The organism is Pseudomonas sp. C7.1 (genome assembly GCF_056312395.1).
The window spans coordinates 360,926-384,284 of record NZ_JBWDTL010000003.1 but is presented as its reverse complement, the minus strand read 5'-3'; the positions used below and the strand labels follow the sequence as shown (position 1 = coordinate 384,284).

The window sequence follows — 23,359 nt, the reverse complement described above, 5'->3', positions numbered from 1 at the left end:
ACATTGAGATCCACGCACTTACCGGGTACGCTGCCGGGTACAGCAATCTCCTACCCGACAATATAACCGGGTATGGCGCGCAGGAGCAGATATGCCACTTACCGATACCCAGTGCCGCACTGCAAAACCCAAGGAAAAGCCTTACAAGCTCACAGACGGAAATGGCCTTTATCTTGAGGTAAAGCCAAACGGAGTGAAGGCTTGGCGCTATCGATTTGAACTTAGCGACGGCAATACCAGGAAGGAAAGCGTATTTGCCATTGGGCAATACGTGGTCGCCCCCAAGGGTGAAACATCCGACCAGGCCGAAGATCGCCGCAATGGCCGGCTTCTTACGCTTTCAGAGGCGCGCGAAGCACGCTCTAGAGCACGCTCACTGGTCGTGCAAGGCATCAACCCTGCACATCATCGCCAGCAGGAACGTGTAAAGCGCGACCACGAGAAAGCAACCACCTTCGAGGCCGTGGCCAAAGAATGGCTGGCCTTAAAAGACTGGGAGGAAACAACTAAGTCCAAGCGGCTTGGAATGTTGAAACGTGTCATCTTCCCGAAAATTGGTGACATGCCTGTAAAAGCAATCACACCAGCGCACATTCTTGACGTACTAAGATCGGCCGCCAAGGACAACGGGCTATCAGTAGCCAATGAAGCAAAACGCACCATGTCTGGCATCTTCGAGCTAGCCATTGCCACCCTTCGCGCCAGTACCGACCCCGTTCATCCAGTGCGCAAAGCGCTACCCAAAAACAAAACCCAACACAAGCGAGCACTTTCCACAGAGGAAATCGGCCGGCTGCTCAGGGACGTTGACTCCCATGGCGGCCGTCATGAAACGCTCTGTGCATTCCGACTTATGTGGCTGACCCTATGCCGGCCCAATGAGGCGGTTGAGGCTCAATGGTCAGAATTTGACCTTGATAAGGCCTTGTGGCGCATTCCTGCCGAACGAATGAAAAAGCGTAAAGAGCATATAAACCCACTGCCCATACAGGCAGTGGAGATGCTGCACGCTTTACAAGGCGTTACTGGAAAATACACTCATCTATTCCCGCACCGAGACGTCCGCACCCGCCCCATGGTGTCAGCTTCATTTCGCCAGATGCTTAACGTCCTAGGCTGGGGCGGCAAGTACAGCCCGCACGCCACACGCACCACAGGCAGCACCAGACTAAATGAAATGGGCTTTTCCGCAGACTGGATCGAAATGCAACTGGCTCACATCGAACAAAACACAGTGCGCGTCACCTACAACCATGCGAAATACCTCACCGACAGAGCCCAAATGATGCAGCAATGGGCTGATTTGCTGGATCAATGGAAAAAGGAAAGCACTTAGACTGATTTGAAAGATATATCCCTGATCACCTCAACACCCACAGGCGCTTTAGTTATTTCTGAATCAATCAGGACAAGTCCCTGATTACCTAGGGTATAAGTGACGTACCAAGCAAAACCACCGAAAGGCGAACCTGCAGTAAAGATTACCGACCAATCCTCACTTTCCCCATGTATGCCGTCGGCCTCCTTTTTCTGCTCACCCTGGGACAGTTGGCTGGCTGGAATATGATGTTCATGGCCGTCTTTCTCGAAAACGAGCTCACCAACTGGCTTAACGCGCATAGCACCTCCCATATCAAAGCGAGGGACTATAAACGAGCTGCTTAGCAGGCACTACTAGGCTGAGCGCAAGAGTCCGATGACGACCTGGCGGAGTGAGCACATTCAGACAGCGGCTACCGGAAATATGTCGGTGTCTGCAATGACGGAAAATCGGTATAGGAAAGTCGTTTCGATTTGCTGACAAGCTTATCCCTGACCAGGAGCAAGCAATGCAGCTCCAGGCCAGGGACACCCAACAACTGCTAAGTATCTGGCACTGAATGGATATTGGTTACCAGACGCCTGACAGCATGCAGGAAGTTATCAAATGCGCGGTAGTCGCTTGGAGTGCAAGGCACGCTGACAAAGCCCCTTCCTTCGGGCGGGCGAATGCGGCCATGAGAGCGCCCCGACTGGTATGACCAACCCTCAGCGAGAAGACGCCTAATCAGCAGATTGATATCCTTGGATGAGCTGTATCTCCTCATTCTCGCCCCACCACCAATGCGTCCCCGTACCTCGCAGCATATGTTCCGGCCGAAAATCGCCATTCACTGAACGCACGCTCCGCACCAATCACGTCAATAGGGTTGCTGTAGTGGTAACCCTTCTGACCGGTTGTGTTCTGAAAGAAGCGGCCCAGCGGGTCGATCATAATGTACGACTCCGTCATGTCGTCATTACCCTCAACACACATCACGTCATGAAAAGCGTCATGCCGCGCAACGAAGGCAAGAAAATTCTCAGACGAAACTGCCAGATCACTGGTTACTACCTGCAGCATGCGTAACACTTTCCATCGGTCTGGCATAAGCGCATGCATGATCGGCGTCATGTCTTCTTGGTGGTTCAGTGCATTGACCACTGTATTAACCTTCAATCGCAGAGCCGAATTCTGCGTCTTTGCGCGCACCAGCACTTCGGAGAGCGAGTCCACCTCCAGCAAAGAGCCACGACTGTCGACGCGGCCAATGCCAATGTTCCTGGATGGATCCGCTGAGTCCAGACTCAGTCCGAGCATGGAAACCAGCGGTGCGAGTCGGTCAATCAAATCGTTAGTGAGCCGGCTACCATTGGTGATAATGGACGCACCCATCCCCTTACTTCTCGCATATTCCAGTGCCCGAAGCAGAGCATCTTGATACAGCAGCGGCTCTCCACCGGCCAGATTCAAACGAATGCTGGACCATGTCATGTGCTGACTGAGCGGATTGGCATCGTTCTCCGGATGAAAGAATGCCTGCAGTTCATCGAGCAAACTACGGACGCGAGTCCAGTCATGCAGCAACTCCCTGCCGGCACCATTCCATTTCGCATAGCAGTAGCGGCACTTGTAGTTACAAGCTTCGGTGATGTGCCAGTTGATAACTAATTCGGAAACGTGAGGACGCATAGCCCCCTCTCCACTTCGGAGATACACCATGATTCAGCTCCTGGTGAAAGAGGGTTAGGCGTCGAGATGGGCGACGTAGCAAAGCCGGAACCCGACCTTGACGCCCTTGTAGCTCATCGTCATATGAACAGGGCAGAGATTGCGCTCAATGGAGCCGCCAACAATAGATTGACCGGTTGCTACAGAGGCAATCGGCGCTGCGCCATGCTGGTAGTCAGACAGCCACTCACCGAAACCCGGTACAGTGAGGAACGGGACTCCTTCGTCGTTGTCGAGCCATTTCAGGTTCGGTCCATAGTGCATGGAGCCATCAGGCCGATGGCAATGCGAGGAGTTACCACCCAGCACGCCATCCCCACCGACAATGCCCCAGCCCAACTGTTCATAAACAGGATCGTCAGGCATCTCTCCCTTTTTCACGCTAAGCAGGCGCGAAGATCGCACATGGCTAAAGTCCATCGGTGGCGGGGCGATCTGCTGCCATTCTTCGACGCTAATCATTCGAACAGGAAGCCCTGTCCGCCGCTCATAGTCACGGCAATAGGCCACGGCATCCAGCCAGGTCAGGCTCACCGGAAGCTCAGCGGGATCCATGTTGATACTGCCCAAGTCGTCGATTTCCTTCGAGCTTGTTTTGAGCGCCTTCTCTTGCCTGGCCTGCCTCCAGTTCGACCGAGCACAGAAATCGAAAAAATCAGCGATCGAAACGAGGGGAGATACCATCAAGCAGCTCTCACCGAGCCGGTGCGGGATGAAGTCATCGGATGAGCCCCCAGTATTAGGGCGTGGCGCTCGGTACCCCTTGCCGGCAATGAGCTCGCGCTGAATCAGCTTCGCATAACCAGGCCAATTGGCTGCCGTTCCACCTTCGGCGTAATGACGCGATTCTGCATCGTGCTCCAGCTTTTCCGCCCAAGTGCCGGTTGCAAAGTACAAATGCCCGTCCAGCTTGCTCCGGTCCATAGCCTTGGGGACTTCGTCCTTATTAAAGAACGGGTAAAGCGGATTGGAGGAAAACTCCTTGTCGCGCTGATCACGAACAACCCAGTCAAAAGCGCCGTTAGCACCTTTCAGGAATATAAGGTTGGCATTTCCTGGAACTGGTAATACGTCCACCCAGCCATCATCGGAGCCTTCAATTTCTTTACGAAACAGCCGGAACAGCTGCAGCTCAAACGCCAGATCTTCTTCGGACATGTTGTAACTGCGCATCACCGGTTTACCCACTGCCGGCTCCATCAGATTGCTGCCCATCAGGTTGTACATGCATCCGATGAACTCACTTACCGCGTTGAGCATCAACATCCGGCCAGTCATATCGAGGTAGTCGAGACCGCAGCCATCCTGCATGTACTCTGCACGCATGAGGATTTTGTCCTCATGCTGCTCACAAAAAGCGTATCGCTGCTGGTCTGTCCAAAATGTGCGGCCAGCTACTTGGTCAAAATCCAGACGACCGTACGCGCGCGGAGCGAACAGGCAAGAACCCACCCCGGTAAAGATCCGCTTGGGCAGTGCCAGACCGGAGTTGAACAGCCGATCGGCAACCTGCTGCGCCGCTAGAGCACCAACCATTCTTGGCGAATACGACCACTTAATGAGATCAGTCGGCACCGACATGCCGTGCTCGCTCAGAAAGTTGGCAACCCTCTGCTGCTCGACCTCGCGCCAGTGGGTATAGGACTGCGCACCGAGGGTGCGGGCAAGTGCGTCCTGTAGCGCAACCGATTTGACGGAACGCGCAATCTGCTTGGGAATGGGCCGCGACCAACGACTGCGCAGCTCGTCTACAGCACCACGGATGTGGTCGTGATGAAGGCCTTCGATTCGCATGGACCAGAAGCGCTCAGAACCCCCGTCTTCGGTGTTCGGCTTCTCAGTCAGGACATGGACGTCACGCGATGCACGCAACAAATCAGGCATATTCATAGCTCTCTCCAGTAAAGCCACGGCAACAAAGTACCGTGCTGCCTCAGGCAACAGGTCATGGTCAGCAGGGATTTGGAGAGAGAGGGCAAGGCCCTTTGAGCTGATCAACTGAGGAGGCAACTGCTCAGCCGTGGTTGCTCAGGCACCACACGCACTTGGCGATGGGTAAATCATATTATCGAATATGGCCTGAGTACAAGGCCTCGATTGCTGGCGATTCGATTCCAATAAATCTCAGCCCTACATAACTGCAATGACATAACCACCAAGAAGGTTCGACCCATGTCATTGCACTGCCCTCGTTGTCACTCCCCCAAAGTTGCTTCATTCCATCAGGCCATGAAAGTCGGCGCAGCCATAGGCACCGTAGGCGGTGTTGCGCGTGGCGTCAGCGCTGCACTGGCTGGCGGCCAAGCAGGTGCGCTGATTGGCACCATCGCAGGGCCTTTCGGCATCACACTCGGCTATGTATCAGGTGCCATCCTCGGCGGCCTGGCCGGCGGGGTTGGCGGTTGTGCGCTTGGCGCGCAGCTGGGCGATACCCTCGACCGCCACGTATTGGCCCACAACCTCTGCTTGCTCTGCGGTCATCGTTTCAACCTGTCGGCCTGATCTGGCCGCACCACATCTTTTCTATCCATATCGTCCGGACGGTGCTGCGCTGGGCGCGGCGCTTTATGCCGGCATGCACCCAAAGGAATCTTAACCATGGCTCATCTCGTCGAAACTATGGCCTACGCTGGCGCTGCTCCGTGGCATGGCCTGGGCAATCAACTCACGCAAAAACAACCCATCGAAGTCTGGCAACGCGAAGCTGGTATGGACTGGCAGATTCAGGAAAGCCCTGTGCATTTCAAATCGGACAGCATCGGTACGCTAGGCGCTATCCACTCGTTTCCCGAGCAAAAAGTGCTGTTCCGCTCGGATACCAAGGCACCGCTGTCAGTGGTCTCCAATCGCTACCACACTGTGCAGCCACGCGAGGTGCTGGAGTTCTACCGGGATCTCACCGAGGTCTCCGGCTACGAACTGGAAACGGCTGGCGTGCTCAAGGGCGGTCGCAAGTTCTGGGCGCTGGCACGTACCGGTCAGGGCGCTGCAATAAATGCGGATTCCACGCCATTCGGACACTCAGCCCACGCTGATCCGGACACCTGTTCCACGGTCATCCGGACAGGCAGTCGGAGCGCAGCGACGCAGGATATGCATTGTTAGTCTGAGGTGCCCGGCGTCGTCAATTTCTTCGCCCGCCTGCGCATCGACTCTCCCTTCAGGTTGATCCGGTAGGCGTTGTGCACCAGGCGGTCGAGGATGGCGTCGGCCAGGGTCGGATCGCCGATCAGTTCGTGCCAGTTGTCCACCGGCATCTGGCTGGTCACGATGGTCGAGCGTTGGCCCCACCGGCGTCGGCAAAACCTGGCTGGCCTGCGCCCTGGCCCACCAGGCCTGCCGGGACGGCTGCAGCGTGCGCTATCTGCGCCTGCCACGGCTGCTGGAAGAACTGGGCCTGGCACATGGCGACGGCCGCTTCGTCAAGCTGATGAGCAGCTACGCCAAGACCGACCTGCTGATCCTCGATGACTGGGGCCTGGCACCGTTCACCAACGAACAGCGCCGCGACATGCTGGAGCTGCTGGACGACCGCTACGGCCAACGCTCAACCATCGTGACCAGTCAGATGCCGGTGGACAACTGGCACGAACTGATCGGCGATCCGACCCTGGCCGACGCCATCCTCGACCGCCTGGTGCACAACGCCTACCGGATCAACCTGAAGGGAGAGTCGATGCGCAGGCGGGCGAAGAAATTGACGACGCCGGGCACCTCAGACTAACAATGCATATCCTGCGTCGCTGCGCTCCGACTGCCTGTCCGGATGACCGTGGAACAGGTGTCCGGATCAGCGTGGGCTGAGTGTCCGAATGGCGTGGAATCCGCAACTCCGCCGCCAAATTCACCACTGTTCAAGTCAATAGTTGAGAGTGAGGACTATAAGACCTGGTGCTCGCTCTGAGCCAATGGCGATAGCCGCAGGGCAGACTCCAAGTGATCAGGAGACAGATGTGCATAGCGCATGGTCATGGTGATGAAGGAATGGCCGAGGATTCGCTGCAGACTAAGGATGTCACCGCCGGCCATCATGTAACCTGATTAGCAACGATCTTCAGCCGGGATGCCATGAGCCCAATTATCACTATACTGTATGCATAGCCAGTACGCAGGAGTGAGCATCATGCCCATGAATCATATCCAGTTCCAACTCGGTGTATCTCTGCCTGAATTTCTCAAGCATTTCGGAACCGAGGCAGACTGCTCAGCAGCCTTGGAGCAAGTACGCTGGCCCCAGGGCTTTCGTTGTCCCCGCTGCGAAGGGGTCGTTTACAGCCGCGTGAGTGGGCGTACCCATCCTTTATGCCAGACCTGCCGTCATCAGACTTCGTTGATTGCCGGCACTGTATTGATGACGCCTACCTCGGCGGCGAGACAGTGGCGGTAAAGCCGGTAGAGGGCCTGAGAATACGACCCCTTTTGTTGCTGCCGTCTCACTGAGCAAAGACGGCCATCCCCTCCGCGCTAAGCTGCCCCCCCGTGTCGGGCTTCAGCACCAATGCTCCTGCGTTCACTCCGATGGTCTGGCCTGCCTCGGCGCAGTTACTGCCGCAGGATGTATCCATGAGCGAACTGTAGTCGGCGGACGCAAACCTAAAGGACTGCCACAGTTTCAGTGGGTCAATACGGTTCTCGGCAACCTCAAAACCAGCTTGAGCGGGAGCCATCACGCCATCAAGTTCAGTAAATATGCCGCCCGATATTTGGGCGCATTTGCGTAGCGATTTAATCGGTCGCGGTAGGGACGGCAGTTACCTGCCGCCCCCCGCACAGATCCGTACGTGCGGAACTACCGCATACGGCTCCTGCCTTGGGTATGTGACGCGAAGCGATCCTCAGGGTACGGATGTGCATTTCTGGGTTTAGGTATGTAGAGGTCGGCGAGGCGACCGTAGCGTGACCATTGGAGCCTATTACGCTGACTGCGTCGCATGAGGGCTTGCCGCCATAGACGGCAAACCGCCGAACGAAAACCGCCAAGACGTATCAGGTTCCCCGGCACCGCGTGGTAGTTGAAGTAGCCCCTGACCACCCGGGTGAGCCACTGACCTACGACGTGAACAGACTCGTGGCGTCGACGCTTCAGCTCATCCCGAATAGCCAGCAGCGTCGCACGCATTCGCTTCTTGACCGTCAGTCGCAGAATTTGAAAACCACCGCTTCTGTTGGTACTACAACAGTGCGTAAAGCCCAGGAAGTCAAACGTCTCCGGTTTGCCTAGACCTCGTACCCTACGATTTCTCGCAGCAAAACGACCAAACTCAATCAGTCGTGTTTTCGAGGCATTGAGGGACAATCCGAACCTGGCCAACCGCTCCTGCAACTGCACCAGAAACTGCTGAGCCTGCCATTGCGTCCTGAAACCCACCACGCTGTCGTCCGCGTAACGCACGACAATCACATCGCCACGGGCATGCCGCTGGCGCCACTGCCTTGCCCACAGATCCAGCACGTAGTGAAGATAGATATTCGCCAGCAACGGCGATATCACTGCACCTTGGGGAGTCCCCTTGGTCGCAGCCACCCTACGGCCATCCTCCATTACACCCGCTTGAAGCCACTTGCAGATAAGTCCGAGCATGCGCCGGTCTGCAATCCGGTGTCCCAGAAACATCAGCATCCATTCATGGTCGATCTCATCAAAGAACGACGTGATATCCGCATCCAATATCCAGTTCACCTTCTGACCCTTCAGCGCGACCGTCAACGCATCCAGCGCATCGTGCTGGCTGCGTCCCGGTCGAAACCCATACGAGAATCCCAGGAAGTCCTCTTCATAGATCGCATTTAGAACGGTAACAACCGCCTGTTGTACGATCTTGTCCTCCAAAGAGGCAATGCCCAACGGGCGCTGCCTGCCATCGGCTTTGGGAATGTAGACCCGCCGCGATGGTGTTGCCCGATAGGCTCCGCTGTGGAGCTTTGCGTGCAAAACGGTTACCCGCTGGAGAAGACCTTCCTCATATTCTCGCCACGACATGCCGTCCACGCCCACCGCGGCATCTCGGCGCAGGGCATAAAAGCTCTGCGCCAATAACTGCGGTGTGATGTGGTGCAGCAACGCCGTGAACTGCATGCCCTTGTTCCTTCGGGCTGCTTCACGTACACCTTCAAGTCCCATCAACGTGCAACTGATCCGGCTCAGTGTCCGGGGCACGGGGTTCTTATCGGTGTTTCCCTTGGCTACGCCCCTTTCCTCCACTATCTCCGCAGGGCCAGGCCCTTTGTTCGATGGCTTCTCAGGTACTACGGACGTATCCGACTTCTCAGCGACGTGAACAGCAGGGTTATGGCTTTTGGCCTTTCCTGCTCCGCCCGGTGCCTGCGCACCGGGCACCGGGCACCGCTGAGATCTCCCAGTTTCTGTGCGAAGGACTTCCCGACGTGCACAGGGTCTCCGACCGCGCGGGATCAGAGCATGACTGGCGTAAAACGCCATGCTCCGTGTTGCCTTCTGCTTCGCTTAACAGCATCGGCATCCCGAACTTGTGATTACGCGGCTCAATGGCTGGCCCATCGGTTTCCCCTGTCAACGCTTCACCCTGCACCTCACGGTGCAACATGCATGACTCGGGGTCTGGTTGATTCGCCATTTCTTACCAGTATCGAACTTTCATCGACTATCCTCCGCCAGCTTTAACTGGCGCACTAAGCGCTCCATAAACCACGCCCGCCATGGCAAGGCCTGTTTTCAGGAGGCCGTGGCTGGCGAGCAGTTCCACGGCAGCAGCGCTTCGTAGCCTTCGACGCTGTTGACCTGAGGCAGGCGTTCGAGGATGTGGCGCAGGTAGGCGTAAGGTTCTTGGCCGTTGGCCTTGGCGGTTTCGATCAGGCTGTAGATCTGCGCGCTGGCAGTGGCGCCCTTGGGCGTGTCGCTGAACAGCCAGTTTTTTCGGCCGATGACGAAGGGGCGGATGGCGTTCTCGGCGCGGTTGTTGTCGATGGGCAGGTGCCCGCCTTCGATGTAGCGCTCCAGTCGGCTCCAGTTGCTCGCCAGGTAGTTTACGGCTTTGCCCAGGGCGTTCTGCGCGGTGACCTGGGGCTGGGTTTTCTCCAGCCACGCGTTGAGTTGGCCGAGGATCGGCAGGCTGCGCTTTTGACGACCTTCATGGCGTCGCTCGGCGCTGGCCTCTTTGAGGTCGCGCTCGATGACGTACAGCTTGTTGATCAGGTTCAGCGCCACATCGGCGCGCCCGGTTTTGCCCTTGGGCTGCACCTTCTGCGCCTCGATAAATTTGCGCCGCGCATGCGCCCAGCAGGCCAGGCGTTCGACGCCTGCTTGTGCGGCCACGGCGTTGTAGCCGGCGTAGTCGTCGGTCATCAGGTAGCCACGGTAGCCATCGAGCAGGCGCAAGGGTACGTCCTGCGCACGGCTGGTGGTGTAGTCGAAGAGGATCAGTGGCCTGTCCGGCGGGCCGCCGGTTTGTACCCACATCCAGGATTGGCTGCTCGGCTCGCGCCCCGGCTCTTTGAGCACTTGCACACGGGTCTCGTCGCAGTGCAGCACCGGATAGTCCAGCAGCATGTCGCGCATCAGGTTGAGCAAGGGTTGCAGGTGCTCACCGCACTGGATCACCCAACGCGCCAGGGTCTGGCGGGGGATGTCGATGCCATGTCGATGGAGGACTTTCTCGAAGCGATACAGCGGCGTGCCGTCGACATACTTGGTGCTCAGCAACATCGCCAGCACGCTGGGGCTGGCCAGGCTTTTTTCGATCAGTTGCGCCGGTTTGTCGGCGGTTACCAGGGCGGATTCGCAGCCCTTGCAGGCATAGGTCTTGCGGATGTGTTTGATCACCCGGATCTGCATCGGGATGATGTCCAGCTGTTCGCTGGTTTCCTCACCGATCACCTGCTTGCGGCAACCGCAGGCGCAGGTCAGTTCGTGCTCGGGCAGCTCATGGATGACTTCGACGCGGGGCAGCTCGGCCGGCAACGGCTTGCGCTTACCACGACGCTTGGTCGGCGCGACGTCCTCTTCTTCGACCTCAGCGGCCGGAGCTTCAGGCGCCGCTTCGGCGAGGCTTTCGGCCTCGTTGAAGATCTCCAGCTGCGGCGAGTCAGGATCGGCACTTTGCTCGGATTTACGGCCGAACAAGCGCTGGATCAGCAGTGCGTTTTGTTCACGTAGGTGCTCGATCTGTCCGTCCTTAACCAGCATCTCCTGATCTTTTGCAAACACCTGTTCATGCAGCGACAGCAGAAGCTGCTTCAGCAAAATAGGATCGTCAGGAAGGCTTTCGGGCACGGAAATCATGCCGTGGATTATACCGGCTCACGTGACGAAACGGGGCGTCAGTACCTTGTGCGGTTGGTTGCCCCAGAGGTCGATGCCCTCCAGTAATTGGTTCAACTCGCGCACAGTCAGCTCAATGGCTTCATCACCCGCATCCGGCTTGGTCTTGAACCGCTCAGCCTCCAAACGCTTGAGCCACAGACAGAAGCCGTTGCGGTGCCAGTACAGGATTTTCACTTGGTTGCGCGTACGATTGAGGAAGACGAACAACACAGGGTCGAATACCGCGACCTTGATATCCAGCTCGACCAGGGCCGCCAGGCCATTGATGGATTTACGGAAATCGACCGGCTTGGGGTAGAGGTAAACGGCTTTGACCCTGGGGTCGGGACGCATCATGGGCTGGCTCCAGAAAGAAATCGGGAGCACAGCATCAGGTCGTGCCGGGATCATTTGAAGGTGGAGTTTATGGAGCGCTTAGTGCGCCAGTTAAAGCTGGCGGAGGATAGTCGATGAAAGTTCGATACTGGTAAGAAATGGCGAATCAACCAGACCCCGAGTCATGCATGTTGCGCCGTGAGGTGCAGGGTGAAGCGTTGACAGGGGAAACCGATGGGCCAGCCATTGAGCCGCGTAATCACAAGTTCGGGATGCCGATGCTGTTAAGCGAAGCAGAAGGCAACACGGAGCATGGCGTTTTACGCCAGTCATGCTCTGATCCCGCGCGGTCGGAGACCCTGTGCACGTCGGGAAGTCCTTCGCACAGAAACTGGGAGATCTCAGCGGTGCCCGGTGCGCAGGCACCGGGCGGAGCAGGAAAGGCCAAAAGCCATAACCCTGCTGTTCACGTCGCTGAGAAGTCGGATACGTCCGTAGTACCTGAGAAGCCATCGAACAAAGGGCCTGGCCCTGCGGAGATAGTGGAGGAAAGGGGCGTAGCCAAGGGAAACACCGATAAGAACCCCGTGCCCCGGACACTGAGCCGGATCAGTTGCACGTTGATGGGACTTGAAGGTGTACGTGAAGCAGCCCGAAGGAACAAGGGCATGCAGTTCACGGCGTTGCTGCACCACATCACACCGCAGTTATTGGCGCAGAGCTTTTATGCCCTGCGCCGAGATGCCGCGGTGGGCGTGGACGGCATGTCGTGGCGAGAATATGAGGAAGGTCTTCTCCAGCGGGTAACCGTTTTGCACGCAAAGCTCCACAGCGGAGCCTATCGGGCAACACCATCGCGGCGGGTCTACATTCCCAAAGCCGATGGCAGACAGCGCCCGTTGGGCATTGCCTCTTTGGAGGACAAGATCGTACAACAGGCGGTTGTTACCGTTCTAAATGCGATCTATGAAGAGGACTTCCTGGGATTCTCGTATGGGTTTCGACCGGGACGCAGCCAGCACGATGCACTGGATGCGTTGACGGTCGCGCTGAAGGGTCAGAAGGTGAACTGGATATTGGATGCGGATATCACGTCGTTCTTTGATGAGATCGACCATGAATGGATGCTGATGTTTCTGGGACACCGGAGTGCAGACCGGCGCATGCTCGGACTTATCTGCAAGTGGCTTCAAGCGGGTGTAATGGAGGATGGCCGTAGGGTGGCTGCGACCAAGGGAACTCCCCAAGGTGCAGTGATATCGCCGTTGCTGGCGAATATCTATCTTCACTACGTGCTGGATCTGTGGGCAAGGCAGTGGCGCCAGCGGCATGCCCGTGGCGATGTGATTGTCGTGCGTTACGCGGACGACAGCGTGGTGGGTTTCAGGACGCAATGGCAGGCTCAGCAGTTTTTGGTGCAGTTGCAGGAGCGGTTGGCCAGGTTCGGATTGTCCCTCAATGCCTCGAAAACACGACTGATTGAGTTTGGTCGTTTTGCTGCGAGAAATCGTAGGGTACGAGGTCTAGGCAAACCGGAGACGTTTGACTTCCTGGGCTTTACGCACTGTTGTAGTACCAACAGAAGCGGTGGTTTTCAAATTCTGCGACTGACGGTCAAGAAGCGAATGCGTGCGACGCTGCTGGCTATTCGGGATGAGCTGAAGCGTCGACGCCACGAGTCTGTTCACGTCGTAGGTCAGTGGCTCACCCGGGTGGTCAGGGGCTACTTCAACTACCACGCGGTGCCGGGGAACCTGATACGTCTTGGCGGTTTTCGTTCGGCGGTTTGCCGTCTATGGCGGCAAGCCCTCATGCGACGCAGTCAGCGTAATAGGCTCCAATGGTCACGCTACGGTCGCCTCGCCGACCTCTACATACCTAAACCCAGAAATGCACATCCGTACCCTGAGGATCGCTTCGCGTCACACACCCAAGGCAGGAGCCGTATGCGGTAGTTCCGCACGTACGGATCTGTGCGGGGGGCGGCAGGTAACTGCCGTCCCTACCGCGACCATTTAATCGACGCTTCGACCTGAGTACGCTGCACATGCGATTAATCGTGGCCGCCGCCACCCCCGCGCCCCGCAACCCTTGCCGGAGGTTCGCATGGCTGAGCATCATTTCTAATCAGGACATTCTTTGATATTACGCATGGCTACTCGCTGCGCCGCCATCCCTCTACTCCCCAAAAACGGGCTAGGGTGACGGTCGCGTCAGGTCATGCGCAACAGGGTGAAAGTGTTTCGCTAAGCCGTGACCAACAATTTCGCTAAGTCGTGACCGCCTATTTCGGAGCAGGCTGTAAATCGGTCACGTTGATAGCGAAATGAGCGGTCACGACTTAGCGAAATGGCCGGTCACTGTGGGCCGAAATACGCACTAGACCTGGCGATCAAGCTGATAGTGCGCAAAAACCCTAACCAGTTGCTCACCAAGCCAGCCTTTGAACCAGGGCGTTTTCAGCAGACCGATCAGCAGCATGGTCGGGATCAGCCACTTCATGGTGTCGAGCAAGGGCTGGAGGATGACGAGGTAGTTCATGGCAGGCCTTTACGTTTTTGCAGATCAGTCTTCGCTGAAGTAATCACTGTCGAGCTGCTTCACCTCGTACACCTGCTTAATGCTCACGCCCAGATTGTTCTCCACCATCAACCGCGCCAGTTCCACGCCATCGATCAGCACCACCTTGATATCCAATCCCAACGCCGCCTCGCGGGCACCAGCAGAGAAGTCCGAGGTGGTGATAAACACGCCTTTGCGCGCCCGCTGGCGAGTCAGTGCGCCGATGAATTTGTCGATCTCCGGGCGATGCACCGTGTTGCTCCAGCGCTTGGCCTGCAGGTAGATCACGTCGAGGCCGAGCTTGTCCTCTTTGATGATGCCGTCGATGCCGTCATCGTTGGTCGCCTGGGTCGCCTTGCCGGCTTCCTTGCGCGAGCCGCCGTAGCCCATGGCGATCATCAGATCAACCACCAACTGTTCAAAGAAGCTCGGCGTTGCCGCCCGCACCTGCGCCAGCAGCTCGTCCGCGAGAGACTGCACCAGCGCCTGATGCGCCTCGGCCAACTGCTCGTCCGGTGTGGTTTCGGCAATCTCAACGTCCAGCGCGGCGGGTGCGTTTGCCGCTTGCGGTTTGGCGGTATGGAAGTCCGCGAACTCGGGGAACTGCTTCAACCAGCTCACGGTGATGCGCTCTGGGCCATTGGCCAAGGCATCGAGGCCGCGTGGCGTGATCTGCACCATGCCCTTGGCGGGAATGCACAGCAGCCCGGCCTTATTGAGATAAGTGCGCGCCCAGCCCACCCGATTGTTGATCGCCGTCTGATGGCCGGAGGGCAGGCGCTCCTTGCGCTCGTCCTCGGTCAGCTGGAACTGATCGGCCACCCGCTCACGCAACTCATTCAGCGGCAGCGGCGCGCCGCTCTGCACAGTGGTCAGCACCGGCCGCATTACGCTTTGAAAATCCGGAATTGCCATCGTCACTCCCTAACCCTGTTGGCCGCCGTGCAAGCCTCTCTCATCAATGCCCGCTGCCGACTTCAGCATCTTCAAAATAACCAACGCAAACGCCCGGCTCTTGGTTTCGTTATCCAGCACTTCCAGCGACAGTTTCTCGTGGTCGGTCATGGCGTCCAGCACCGTGTCCAGCACGCGCTTGGGAAACAGGCCGTGCATCACTTGATCGACCGAGTGGTTGTTCACCTGGGCCATCACGTCTTCCTGGCGGCTGATGCGCTGGGCGATGCCAGTGAGAAACTGCAGTTGATCGTCATCGCTCACTTCGGCACCGAAGATATCGTTCAACGCCTCGATGATTTCCGATAGGCGCTTCTTCTCCGGGTCATGCGGTTTACCGCTGCCCACGTCGCTGCCAGGTTTTAGCTGGTATTCGCCTTCTTCCTCGCTCAAACGCAGCTGATGTTCGGCGCGCTTGCTCAGGCGGTAGTGGCTCAGTTGCAGCTCGCCAACGTCCACGTCGTCTTGTAGCAGGCGATCCACGCGCAGCAGGGGATGCAGGTGCTTGGCGTACACGCACAGCTGCTCCAGTTCGCGGTCTTCATAGGGCACGATCTGCGAGAGGAACTCATACAGGCGCACAAAGCTCTGCAGGTTTTTGCGGAACAGGTCGAGCTGGTCCACCTGCTCGCCGGCCTCTTTCAGTGCATGCTCGGCTTTTTTCAGGCCGGCGCTATCGCCGTTGGCTTCGGCAGTGCGTTTGTAATCCAGCGCCTGCTGGCGCGACTCAACGGAGAAGGCATAACGCTTGGCAAAGCGCTCCTTGGCCGGCGTGCAGTAGTAGCTGAGCTTGCTGGCCGCCGCCTTGGGGTCGAAGAAGGCCATGGCGAACGCCTCGACCTCCTGCCAGTGATAGATGCCCTCGGCATCCAGCTTCTTCTGCAGGTCATAGATGATCTGCGGGTCGGTCACGTCGGTCAGTTCGGCCTTGGTGTAGTACGGGAAGAAGGCGTCGAGAATGTCCTGCGGCTCGTTGAAAAAGTCGAGAATAAAGGTTTGTTTGTTGTAACCAAAGGTGCGGTTCAGTCGTGACAGGGTTTGCACACAGTCCACGCCTTGCAGCTTCTTGTCCACGTACATGGCGCACAGCTTGGGCTGATCGAAGCCGGTCTGGTACTTGTTGGCCGCGATCATCACGTTGAAGTCCTGGGTGTCGAACGCCTTGGCCAGGTCGCGGCCATTTAGGCCGGCGTTGAGCAGGCTGCTGTTTTCCGTCACTTCTTCGGGGATTACCTCGTCCGCCAACACGCTGCCAGAGAAGGCCACCAGCGGGTGCACATCGCTGTAACCCATCTGCTGCACATAAGCCTTTACTGCCAACTGGTAACGCACTGCCTCCTGGCGGCTGCTGGCGACGACCATGGCCTTGGCCTGGCCACCCAACAGACTACGGATATTGGCGCGAAAGTGCTCGACGATGATCTCGACTTTTTTGTCGATGTTGTACGGATGCAGCCGCACCCAACGGGCCAGCTTGATGCGCGCTTTCTTGCTGTCCACCTCGTCGTCTTCGCCATCCGGGTGGGCGATCTTCCAGGCGGTGCTGTAGGTGGTGTAGTTGCGCAGCACGTCGAGGATAAAACCCTCCTCGATGGCCTGGCGCATGGAGTACAGGTGAAACGCTTCCGGTTTATTGCTGGAACTACGCTCCAGCGTCGGGTCCGGCTCACGACCGAACAGCTCCAGGGTCTTGGCCTTGGGCGTGGCGGTAAAGGCGTAGTAGCTGATGCGCTCATTCGGTTGGCGCGCCTGCACGGCGGCGTCGAGCAGCTCTTCGGCGCTGACTTCCTCCCCTTCCAGGGCATCACTGCCGAGTATCTGTTTCAGCTTGCTGGCCGACGAGCCGGTTTGCGAGGAATGCGCCTCGTCGGCGATCACCGCATAGCGCCCGCTGGCCAGCTTGGGGTACTTGTCCAGGGCATCGAACAGCGCGGGGAAGGTCTGGATGGTGACGATGATGATGCGCGTCTGCTCACCCAGCGCCTCGGCCAACTGCTCGGATTTGCTCTGGCTGCTGGTTTCACGGTTGATCTGCTTGACCACGCCCTGGGCATGCTCGAACTGATAGATGGTGTCCTGCAACTGCTTATCCAACACCGTGCGGTCGGTAATCACGATTACCGAGTTGAACAGCCGTTGACCGTCAGCGTCGTACAGCGAGGCCAGTTGATGGGCGGTCCAGGCGATGGAGTTGGACTTGCCCGAGCCGGCGCTGTGCTGAATCAAATAGCGCTTACCCGGCCCTTCGGCGCGGGTGGTGTTGATCAGCGTGTTGACCACCTCCCACTGGTGGTAACGCGGGAAGATCATCGTCTCCTTGGTCACCGGCGTACCGTCGAAGCCTTCGCTGGTCTTTTTCTCCAGGTGCAGAAAGCGCCCGAGCACCTTGAGCCAGGCATCCGGCTGCAGCAAGCGTTGCCACAGGTAGCCGGTAGCGTATTGGCTGTCATCCTCTGGCATTGGATTGCCCGCGCCGCCTTCCGCGCTGCCGAGGTTGAACGGCAGGAAGAAGGTGTCTTTACCCGCCAGCTTGGTGGTCATCGCCACTTCGTTCTGGCCCACGGCAAAGTGCACCAGCGCGCCGCGCTTGAAGGTCAGCAATGGCTCGGGCTTGCGCGTGAGCGGGTCTTTTACCGGGCGGTCGTAACGGTACTGGCGTTTAGCGTTTTCCACCGACTGCTTGAACTCGCTTTTCAGCTCCAGCGTGGCGGTGGGGATTCCGTTAACAAACAGCACCAAGTCCAGCCGTGGGTTGTAGCTCTGCCCGCCGCTCGCCCCATCACGCGCATGGGGCGAGTAGGACACCTCCGGCACTACGCGCAGGCGGTTGCACTGGTAGCGTTTGAGGGTGTCCGGGTTCATGCCGTGGTCGGGCTGGAAGCTGCACAGCTCCACCTTCACCGCCGGCAGCTTAAAGCCATGGCGCAGCACATCCAGGGTGCCGCTCTGTTCCAGCTCGCGCACCAGCTTTTGTACCAGCACGCCGTCCGGGTCATTCGGATTGGCCTTGGCAAACTTGTCCCAGCGCTCTGGCCAAGCGTCCTTGAAGTAACCGAGCACATCTTCGGTATACAACGCGGTACGGCGGTCATAGCCGCTGGCGGTGCCGACTAGCCAGCCTTGGGCGGCCAGGGTGTCGATAATGTCGCGTTGAAACTGAGCTTCCTTGCTGTCCGCCATTACACGGCCTCTTGTGCTAATTCGGGAGTTGGCGCGCTGGCCGGTGGCTGCCAGCCGCGTACGTCGATTTTGCCGGTGACGGCAGCGGAGATTAGGGCGGAGCGGCGTTCTTGAAGTAAAGACACCCCACTTTCGGCCTCGGCTATCAGAGCATCAAAACTGGAGAGCTGGATGTCCAAAAACTCAACTATTTGGGTTTGCTCTTGCAGCGTTGGTAAGGCAACTATGACCGACTTGAAGTCATCTTTATTAAGTTTCGGCTGTGCGGATGAGGCGGTTGCGAGTAAGCGAAGCTGATCATGGGCACTCTTGCCGATCGCAGCAAAGGATACGAAGCTCGGTAGAATTTTCTTCTCGTCAAATTTTGCCATAAACATATTTGGCGCCAGCGAAGCCGGCCCAGCACCATATGGCATTTGATAGAAAAGACCTGCATACGCACCTACGTTTGCGAGCAAAAACTCACCACCAAAAAGAGCAGACTTAGCAAGGTACTTGTATGCGTTTTCATCAATCCAAACGCCATCAAGGTTTTCTAGATTCTTTCTTAAATCCGTAAGTCTGACCAAGCGTGCGAAATTGGGTGAATCTAGGAGCCTGTCGGACTTAACCCGAAAAGGAATGACAGCGCGGGTTTAGGTCTTTGATTGCTCGGGGTCGTTCTTTCTAAGCATCCGAGTTGACTATCGCGAACCCAGGCGGTCCGTTCGTGCACCTGAGCAGCTGCCTGGACGCGGGTGGGCGTACTTTTCGGCCGCGTTACATCGCGCGTAGCACATGCAAACGCTTGATGTTCCAGGCCATGGTCACCAGGCTCCATTCGCCCTGGGCGTTGGCCAGGCCGCGCATGCTCATCTGCCGCCAGCCCATCACTCGCTTGATGATGCCAAACACCGGTTCGACCGTCTGTTTGCGTAGCCTGTACAGCGCTCGACCTTCTTGCGTGCTCAGTCGGTGAGCCATCTGTTCGACTGGGTTACTCGTCTGTGGTAGCGGCGAGTCGGTGGCAAAGCGCTCCAGTACCGGGGTGTGGTGCGACTCGCGTTTGAGCGCCAGAAGCGGTTCGACCTTGGCTTCGTGGCAGGCGCTCACGTTGGCCTGGCTGAAGAAGCCGCTGTCCGCAATCAGGCTTTTCACCTCGCCTAATTCGGCGGGCAAGGTGGCTATGCGCTGTAGCGTGGGAACCACTTCGCGCTTGTCGTTGCAGGCCTGGGTTACATGCTGTGTGACCACCAGCATCGTCTCGGTGTCGACCCCGGCTTGAGCGTTATAGCTCTGCTCGAAGCCGCCACCGGAGACGGGCATGATGCGTGACTCTTCATCGGTCAGATTGACTTGATCGCTGTCTTTGGGGCCCGCTGCGGGCGGTTCTGGATCCTTGCCGCGTGGTTTCTTTCCAGCCTTGCGCTGGGCCTCACGCTTGGCCGTCTTGGCCTCGAATTGCTGTTGCTCAATGGCGTGTCGCTCAGCTGCACGTTGCTCGATCTTCGCTTTGGCCTGGGCTATCGCGCTGAGCCGATCTTCGCGCCGGGCAATCTCCGCCGGCACATCCATGCCATCGGGTACGGCGGCGCAGTCGCTGTTCTCGGCCAGCGCCAGCAACTGCTGGACCTCCTGGCGTAACTGCGCCTCGATCTTGTTGGCGTGCGCCCAGGACAAGGCCTTGTGCTTACTGGCGTTGGCCTCGATCTTGGTGCCGTCGAGAGCGATATGACCGAGCTTGAGCAGCTTCATCTCGCGCGCCAGCATCAGCACCTGGACGAACAGCGATTCAACCTGCTGCCGGAAACGTCGACGGAACGTAGCCAAGGTGTCGTGATCGGGGTGGGTGTTGGCCGCCAGATAACGGAACGCTACCGAGTCATAGGTCGCGCGTTCGATCTTGCGGCTGGAGTGCACGCCATTGGCGTAGCCGTATATCAGCAGCCCCAGGAGCACGGCCGGATGGTGGGCAGCTGAACCCCGCCCCGCATACTGCCCAGTCAGCTCGCTCAAATCGAGTTGCTCGATGACCTCGACCACGAACCGCGCCAAGTGATCCGCCGGCAACCACTCGTTCACCGAAGGCGGTAGTAAATACGCAGTGTCTCGGTCAGCAAGGACAAAACGGCTCATCAGCGGGGCTCTCGATTGCAGGGCCTTGATTGTCGCGAATACTTTCAGCGCAAGGAAGAGTCAGAAAGTCCGACAGGCTCCTAGGTAAGTGACATTCGATTTCAAATCTGCGAATGAGCCATTAGCCGTGTAATCAGTAAGGACCGTTTTCAGAAAGCCGAACTTAGATACTTCCCAATGCGCCGGCACCTCACCTAGCCATTCCACGCCGGAGTCTTTAATCGGTGCAGTGGAGTCGAGGCCTTTGGTCACGGCGTGGGAGATCACGGCCTGGCGCTTTTCTTTGAGTAGCTCGATCAGGCGCTGCTGCTCTGCGATCAGCGCGTCGATGCGGGCGGTTTCGTGGTCGAGGAAGCGGGCGATTTTGGTTTGTTCAATTACCTCAGGTGTCGCGACCTTAAAGTTATTGATCACATCAGTGGGCACCCGCTTCAGCCCGCCAGCACCGATCATGCTGGAAGTGCAGAAGTCCATGTAACTGTCTTCCTGCACGCGGTAATAAAGGTACGCAGCATTAACACCCTGATAGGGCCTAAGAACGTTGATTTCGCTGGAGCCGAACCCGACCCCATTGGTTAGGCCTTTGGCAATCGCAATATTCTTATTCTCGAAGCACGGCGTGACCTTGGCCTGCAATACGTCTCCATCTTCGAAGTAGGTGTAGCCGCCAATAAGCTCTGCGATGGGGCGCTCTTCATCCAGTTGCACGACACCAGTTTTTAGCTTCTCCATGGGAACGAAGCTGCATAGCTGTTCAGTATCGCCGTCGTAGCCTGACTTTCTCGGGTTGAGTAATGCGAGATGCTTTAACGGCGTTAATATCCAATGCTCAGGCACCTCGCCTAGCCATTCCACATCAGATTTTTTATACGCTGGATACGCCGGAAAACTCATGCCGACAGTCCTTCGATCATCTGTTTGATACGGTCGGTGCAGGCTTTCAGATCGCGGTCGATCTCGGCCAGCGGACGCGGTGGCTGGAACACATAGAAGTGGCGGTTAAAGGGAATCTCGAAGCCGACAATACCGACTTCGCCGTCCAGCGCATCGGTTTTGCTTTCGTCGATCCAGGCATCCGGCACATGGGGGATGACTTCGCGCGCAAAGTAGTCGTACACCGACTCGCCCAGCGGCACGTTCTCGTTGTCGCGCAGGCCAGCATCCGCTTCCGGCTGGCCCTTGGTCATGCAGATATCCGCCTCGGGGTCGCGCTCGCTCAGGGCGCTCATCAGGGCTTTAAGTTCCGGCGCACTCAGGCTGACGCTGTGTGCGGTGAGGGCTTTTTTCAGCAGCTTGCTGAACTGCTCGCGGTTGCGGTGCAACTGGCTTGCGTCGATCGCTTCCAGGGCAGCCAGCAGGTGCTGCTGAGCGGCGCTGTCGCGTTTCTGCAGGGCCTTTTCTTCCAGCACTTTGCCGATGCGTTCTGCGCTGGTTTGGAAGTTCAGGCGTAACGGGCGCTCGACGGTGATACGCCGGTAGCCGAAGGCGTCGATGGGGAAGATTTTGCTCTGTGCGGTTTGCTCGAAGCTGCCATACAGGCGCACCAGCTCTCTGATTTGATCTTCAGTAATGTACTGGCGCTTGCTGCCCAGCGACTTGCGCATTTTGGCGTAGTGCTGGCTGCCATCGATCAACTGCACCTTGCCCTGGCGCGCAGCGGCCTTGTGATTGCTGAGTATCCACACATAGGTGGCGATGCCGGTGTTGTAGAACATGTCGGTGGGCAGCGCGACGATGGCTTCGACCAGATCGTTCTGCAGCAGGTAGCGGCGAATCTCCGACTCACCCGAACCCGCGCCGCCGGTAAACAGCGGCGAGCCGTTGAGGATGATGCCGATGCGCGAGCCGCCCTGCTGCTTACCATCGGGGCGCGGGTCACGCATCTTGCTGACCAGGTGCAGGAGGAACAGCAGCGAACCGTCAGACACACGCGGCAGGCCGGGGCCGAAGCGGCCGCCGAAGCCCTTGTGGCTGTGCTCGTCGGTGATCTGTTTTTGTACCTTCTTCCATTCCACGCCAAAAGGCGGGTTGCTGAGCATAAAGTCGAAGCGTTTGTCGGCCAGCTGGTCGTTGGACAGGGTGTTGCCGAGCTTGATGCTGGCCACGTCCTGGCCCTTGATCAGCATGTCCGCCTTGCAGATGGCGTAGGACTCGGGGTTGAGCTCCTGGCCGTGCAGCGACACGCTGACCTTCTCGCTGATGGACTGGATGTACTCATCACCCTCAGACAGAAAGCCGCCGGTGCCGGCGGTTGGGTCGTAGATGGTGACGATGCTGTTGGGCGCGAGCTTGTGGTCTTGGTCGGTGATTACCAAGGAGGTGGTGAGGTGCACGATATCGCGCGGGGTGAAGTGCTCCCCGGCGGTTTCGTTGGAGCTTTCCGCAAACTTGCGGATCAGCTCTTCAAAGATGATGCCCATGCCGAAGTTGCTGATGTTCTCGGGGCTCAGATCGGTGGCGGCGAAACGCTGCACCACCTGATACAGCAGGTTGGCGGTTTCCAGCTGCTGCACGAAGTCTTCAAAGTGGAAGTGCTCGAAAATCTCGCGGGCATCTTTGCTGAACGCCTGCACGTAGCTCATCAGGTCGGCGGCGGTCTGGGTGTCGGACAGCGTGCCAAGGGTCAGCGGCGAGGCATTGAAGAACTGCTGACCAGCAGCGCGCAGCAGAATCATCTCGCGCACGGTATCGGGGCGGCCTTCCTGGGCGAAGGTCTGCTTGATCACCTCATCCTTGGTCGGCGCAAGCACGCACTCCATCCGCCGCAGCAGGGTGAACGGCAGAATGATGCGGCCGTACTGGGACTGCTTGAAGTCACCGCGCAACAGATCGGCAATGGACCAAAGAAAAGCGGCCGTCTGGGAATGATTCTCCGTGTTCACGCAACAACTCCTAGGTGAGCT

General features: G+C 57.9%; 16 protein-coding genes and 5 pseudogenes. 6 read left to right on the top strand and 15 right to left on the bottom strand.

The annotated features are described in order from the left end of the window. Positions 1-91: 91 nt before the first annotated feature. Complete coding sequence (locus tag AC0T4W_RS05070) at positions 92-1,336, top strand: tyrosine-type recombinase/integrase (protein WP_476316944.1); 1,245 nt, start codon at positions 92-94, stop codon at positions 1,334-1,336. Here the strand turns inward: AC0T4W_RS05070 and AC0T4W_RS05065 are convergent. The 3 genes from AC0T4W_RS05065 to AC0T4W_RS05055 all read right to left on the bottom strand — a co-directional run bounded on the left by AC0T4W_RS05065 (position 1,333) and on the right by AC0T4W_RS05055 (position 4,921). After that, positions 1,333-1,620, bottom strand: coding sequence for a hypothetical protein (locus AC0T4W_RS05065; protein WP_476316941.1), 288 nt, complete (start codon positions 1,618-1,620; stop codon positions 1,333-1,335). The two genes, AC0T4W_RS05070 and AC0T4W_RS05065, sit on opposite strands and share 4 nt — an antisense overlap. Before the next feature lie 463 nt (positions 1,621-2,083). Further along, positions 2,084-2,992: a viperin family antiviral radical SAM protein gene (locus AC0T4W_RS05060; protein ID WP_476316938.1), complete on the bottom strand. Its 909-nt coding sequence runs from the start codon at positions 2,990-2,992 to the stop codon at positions 2,084-2,086. Positions 2,993-3,046: 54 nt separating this feature from the next. Further along, positions 3,047-4,921, bottom strand: coding sequence for a hypothetical protein (locus tag AC0T4W_RS05055; RefSeq protein WP_476316935.1), 1,875 nt, complete (start codon positions 4,919-4,921; stop codon positions 3,047-3,049). Between the two features lie 339 nt (positions 4,922-5,260). Here AC0T4W_RS05055 and AC0T4W_RS05050 point away from each other — a divergent pair, with 339 nt between their 5' ends. Further along, entirely contained in the window at positions 5,261-5,533 is a 273-nt protein-coding gene (locus AC0T4W_RS05050; RefSeq protein WP_476316932.1) for a hypothetical protein, read from the top strand. 96 nt (positions 5,534-5,629) lie between these two features. Then, positions 5,630-6,052: pseudogene (locus AC0T4W_RS05045) on the top strand (DUF932 domain-containing protein); the annotation flags it as partial. An 80-nt stretch (positions 6,053-6,132) separates the two neighbouring features. Here the strand turns inward: AC0T4W_RS05045 and AC0T4W_RS05040 are convergent. After that, positions 6,133-6,300: an ATP-binding protein gene (locus tag AC0T4W_RS05040; protein ID WP_476316929.1), complete on the bottom strand. Its 168-nt coding sequence runs from the start codon at positions 6,298-6,300 to the stop codon at positions 6,133-6,135. A gap of 14 nt (positions 6,301-6,314) precedes the next feature. Here AC0T4W_RS05040 and AC0T4W_RS05035 point away from each other — a divergent pair. Beyond that, a pseudogene (locus AC0T4W_RS05035) lies at positions 6,315-6,755 on the top strand (ATP-binding protein); the annotation flags it as partial. Between the two features lie 155 nt (positions 6,756-6,910). On the opposite strand, the pseudogene AC0T4W_RS05030 reads toward AC0T4W_RS05035, so the two are convergent. Beyond that, a pseudogene (locus AC0T4W_RS05030) lies at positions 6,911-7,072 on the bottom strand (phage integrase); the annotation flags it as partial. A gap of 82 nt (positions 7,073-7,154) precedes the next feature. Here AC0T4W_RS05030 and AC0T4W_RS05025 point away from each other — a divergent pair. Then, a pseudogene (locus tag AC0T4W_RS05025) lies at positions 7,155-7,746 on the top strand (IS1595 family transposase); the annotation flags it as partial. 74 nt (positions 7,747-7,820) lie between these two features. Here AC0T4W_RS05025 and ltrA (AC0T4W_RS05020) read toward each other — a convergent pair. The 3 genes from ltrA (AC0T4W_RS05020) to tnpB form a co-directional block, all read right to left on the bottom strand. After that, the gene (ltrA, locus tag AC0T4W_RS05020) at positions 7,821-9,107 is read right to left on the bottom strand and encodes a group II intron reverse transcriptase/maturase (RefSeq protein WP_476316926.1); all 1,287 of its coding nucleotides are present in this window, start codon (positions 9,105-9,107) and stop codon (positions 7,821-7,823) included. Positions 9,108-9,722: 615 nt separating this feature from the next. Continuing rightward, on the bottom strand, positions 9,723-11,288 hold the full coding sequence (gene tnpC, locus AC0T4W_RS05015) for an IS66 family transposase (protein ID WP_476316923.1): 1,566 nt from the start codon (positions 11,286-11,288) through the stop codon (positions 9,723-9,725). Positions 11,289-11,306: 18 nt separating this feature from the next. After that, positions 11,307-11,666 carry an IS66 family insertion sequence element accessory protein TnpB gene (gene tnpB, locus AC0T4W_RS05010; protein WP_476316920.1) on the bottom strand — a complete coding sequence of 120 codons (360 nt, stop codon included), beginning with the start codon at positions 11,664-11,666 and terminating at the stop codon, positions 11,307-11,309. 167 nt (positions 11,667-11,833) lie between these two features. Here tnpB and ltrA (AC0T4W_RS05005) point away from each other — a divergent pair, with 167 nt between their 5' ends. Beyond that, positions 11,834-13,600 carry a group II intron reverse transcriptase/maturase gene (gene ltrA, locus AC0T4W_RS05005; protein WP_476316917.1) on the top strand — a complete coding sequence of 589 codons (1,767 nt, stop codon included), beginning with the start codon at positions 11,834-11,836 and terminating at the stop codon, positions 13,598-13,600. Between the two features lie 424 nt (positions 13,601-14,024). Here the strand turns inward: ltrA (AC0T4W_RS05005) and AC0T4W_RS05000 are convergent, their stop codons facing one another. From AC0T4W_RS05000 to AC0T4W_RS04970, 7 genes and pseudogenes are all read right to left on the bottom strand, one after another. Next, the gene (locus tag AC0T4W_RS05000; protein ID WP_476316915.1) at positions 14,025-14,186 is read right to left on the bottom strand and encodes a hypothetical protein; all 162 of its coding nucleotides are present in this window, start codon (positions 14,184-14,186) and stop codon (positions 14,025-14,027) included. 24 nt (positions 14,187-14,210) lie between these two features. Beyond that, positions 14,211-15,122, bottom strand: coding sequence for a restriction endonuclease (locus AC0T4W_RS04995; RefSeq protein WP_476316912.1), 912 nt, complete (start codon positions 15,120-15,122; stop codon positions 14,211-14,213). 9 nt (positions 15,123-15,131) lie between these two features. Continuing rightward, entirely contained in the window at positions 15,132-18,341 is a 3,210-nt protein-coding gene (locus tag AC0T4W_RS04990) for a type I restriction endonuclease subunit R (RefSeq protein WP_476316909.1), read from the bottom strand. After that, positions 18,341-18,910, bottom strand: coding sequence for a restriction endonuclease subunit S (locus AC0T4W_RS04985; RefSeq protein ID WP_476316906.1), 570 nt, complete (start codon positions 18,908-18,910; stop codon positions 18,341-18,343). Before AC0T4W_RS04985 ends, AC0T4W_RS04990 begins: the two co-directional genes overlap by 1 nt. A gap of 190 nt (positions 18,911-19,100) precedes the next feature. Then, positions 19,101-20,456, bottom strand: coding sequence for an IS1182 family transposase (locus AC0T4W_RS04980; protein ID WP_476315485.1), 1,356 nt, complete (start codon positions 20,454-20,456; stop codon positions 19,101-19,103). Between the two features lie 141 nt (positions 20,457-20,597). Next, a pseudogene (locus AC0T4W_RS04975) lies at positions 20,598-20,837 on the bottom strand (restriction endonuclease subunit S); the annotation flags it as partial. Positions 20,838-21,346: 509 nt separating this feature from the next. Continuing rightward, positions 21,347-23,338, bottom strand: coding sequence for a type I restriction-modification system subunit M (locus AC0T4W_RS04970; protein WP_476316903.1), 1,992 nt, complete (start codon positions 23,336-23,338; stop codon positions 21,347-21,349). Positions 23,339-23,359 lie beyond the last annotated feature (21 nt).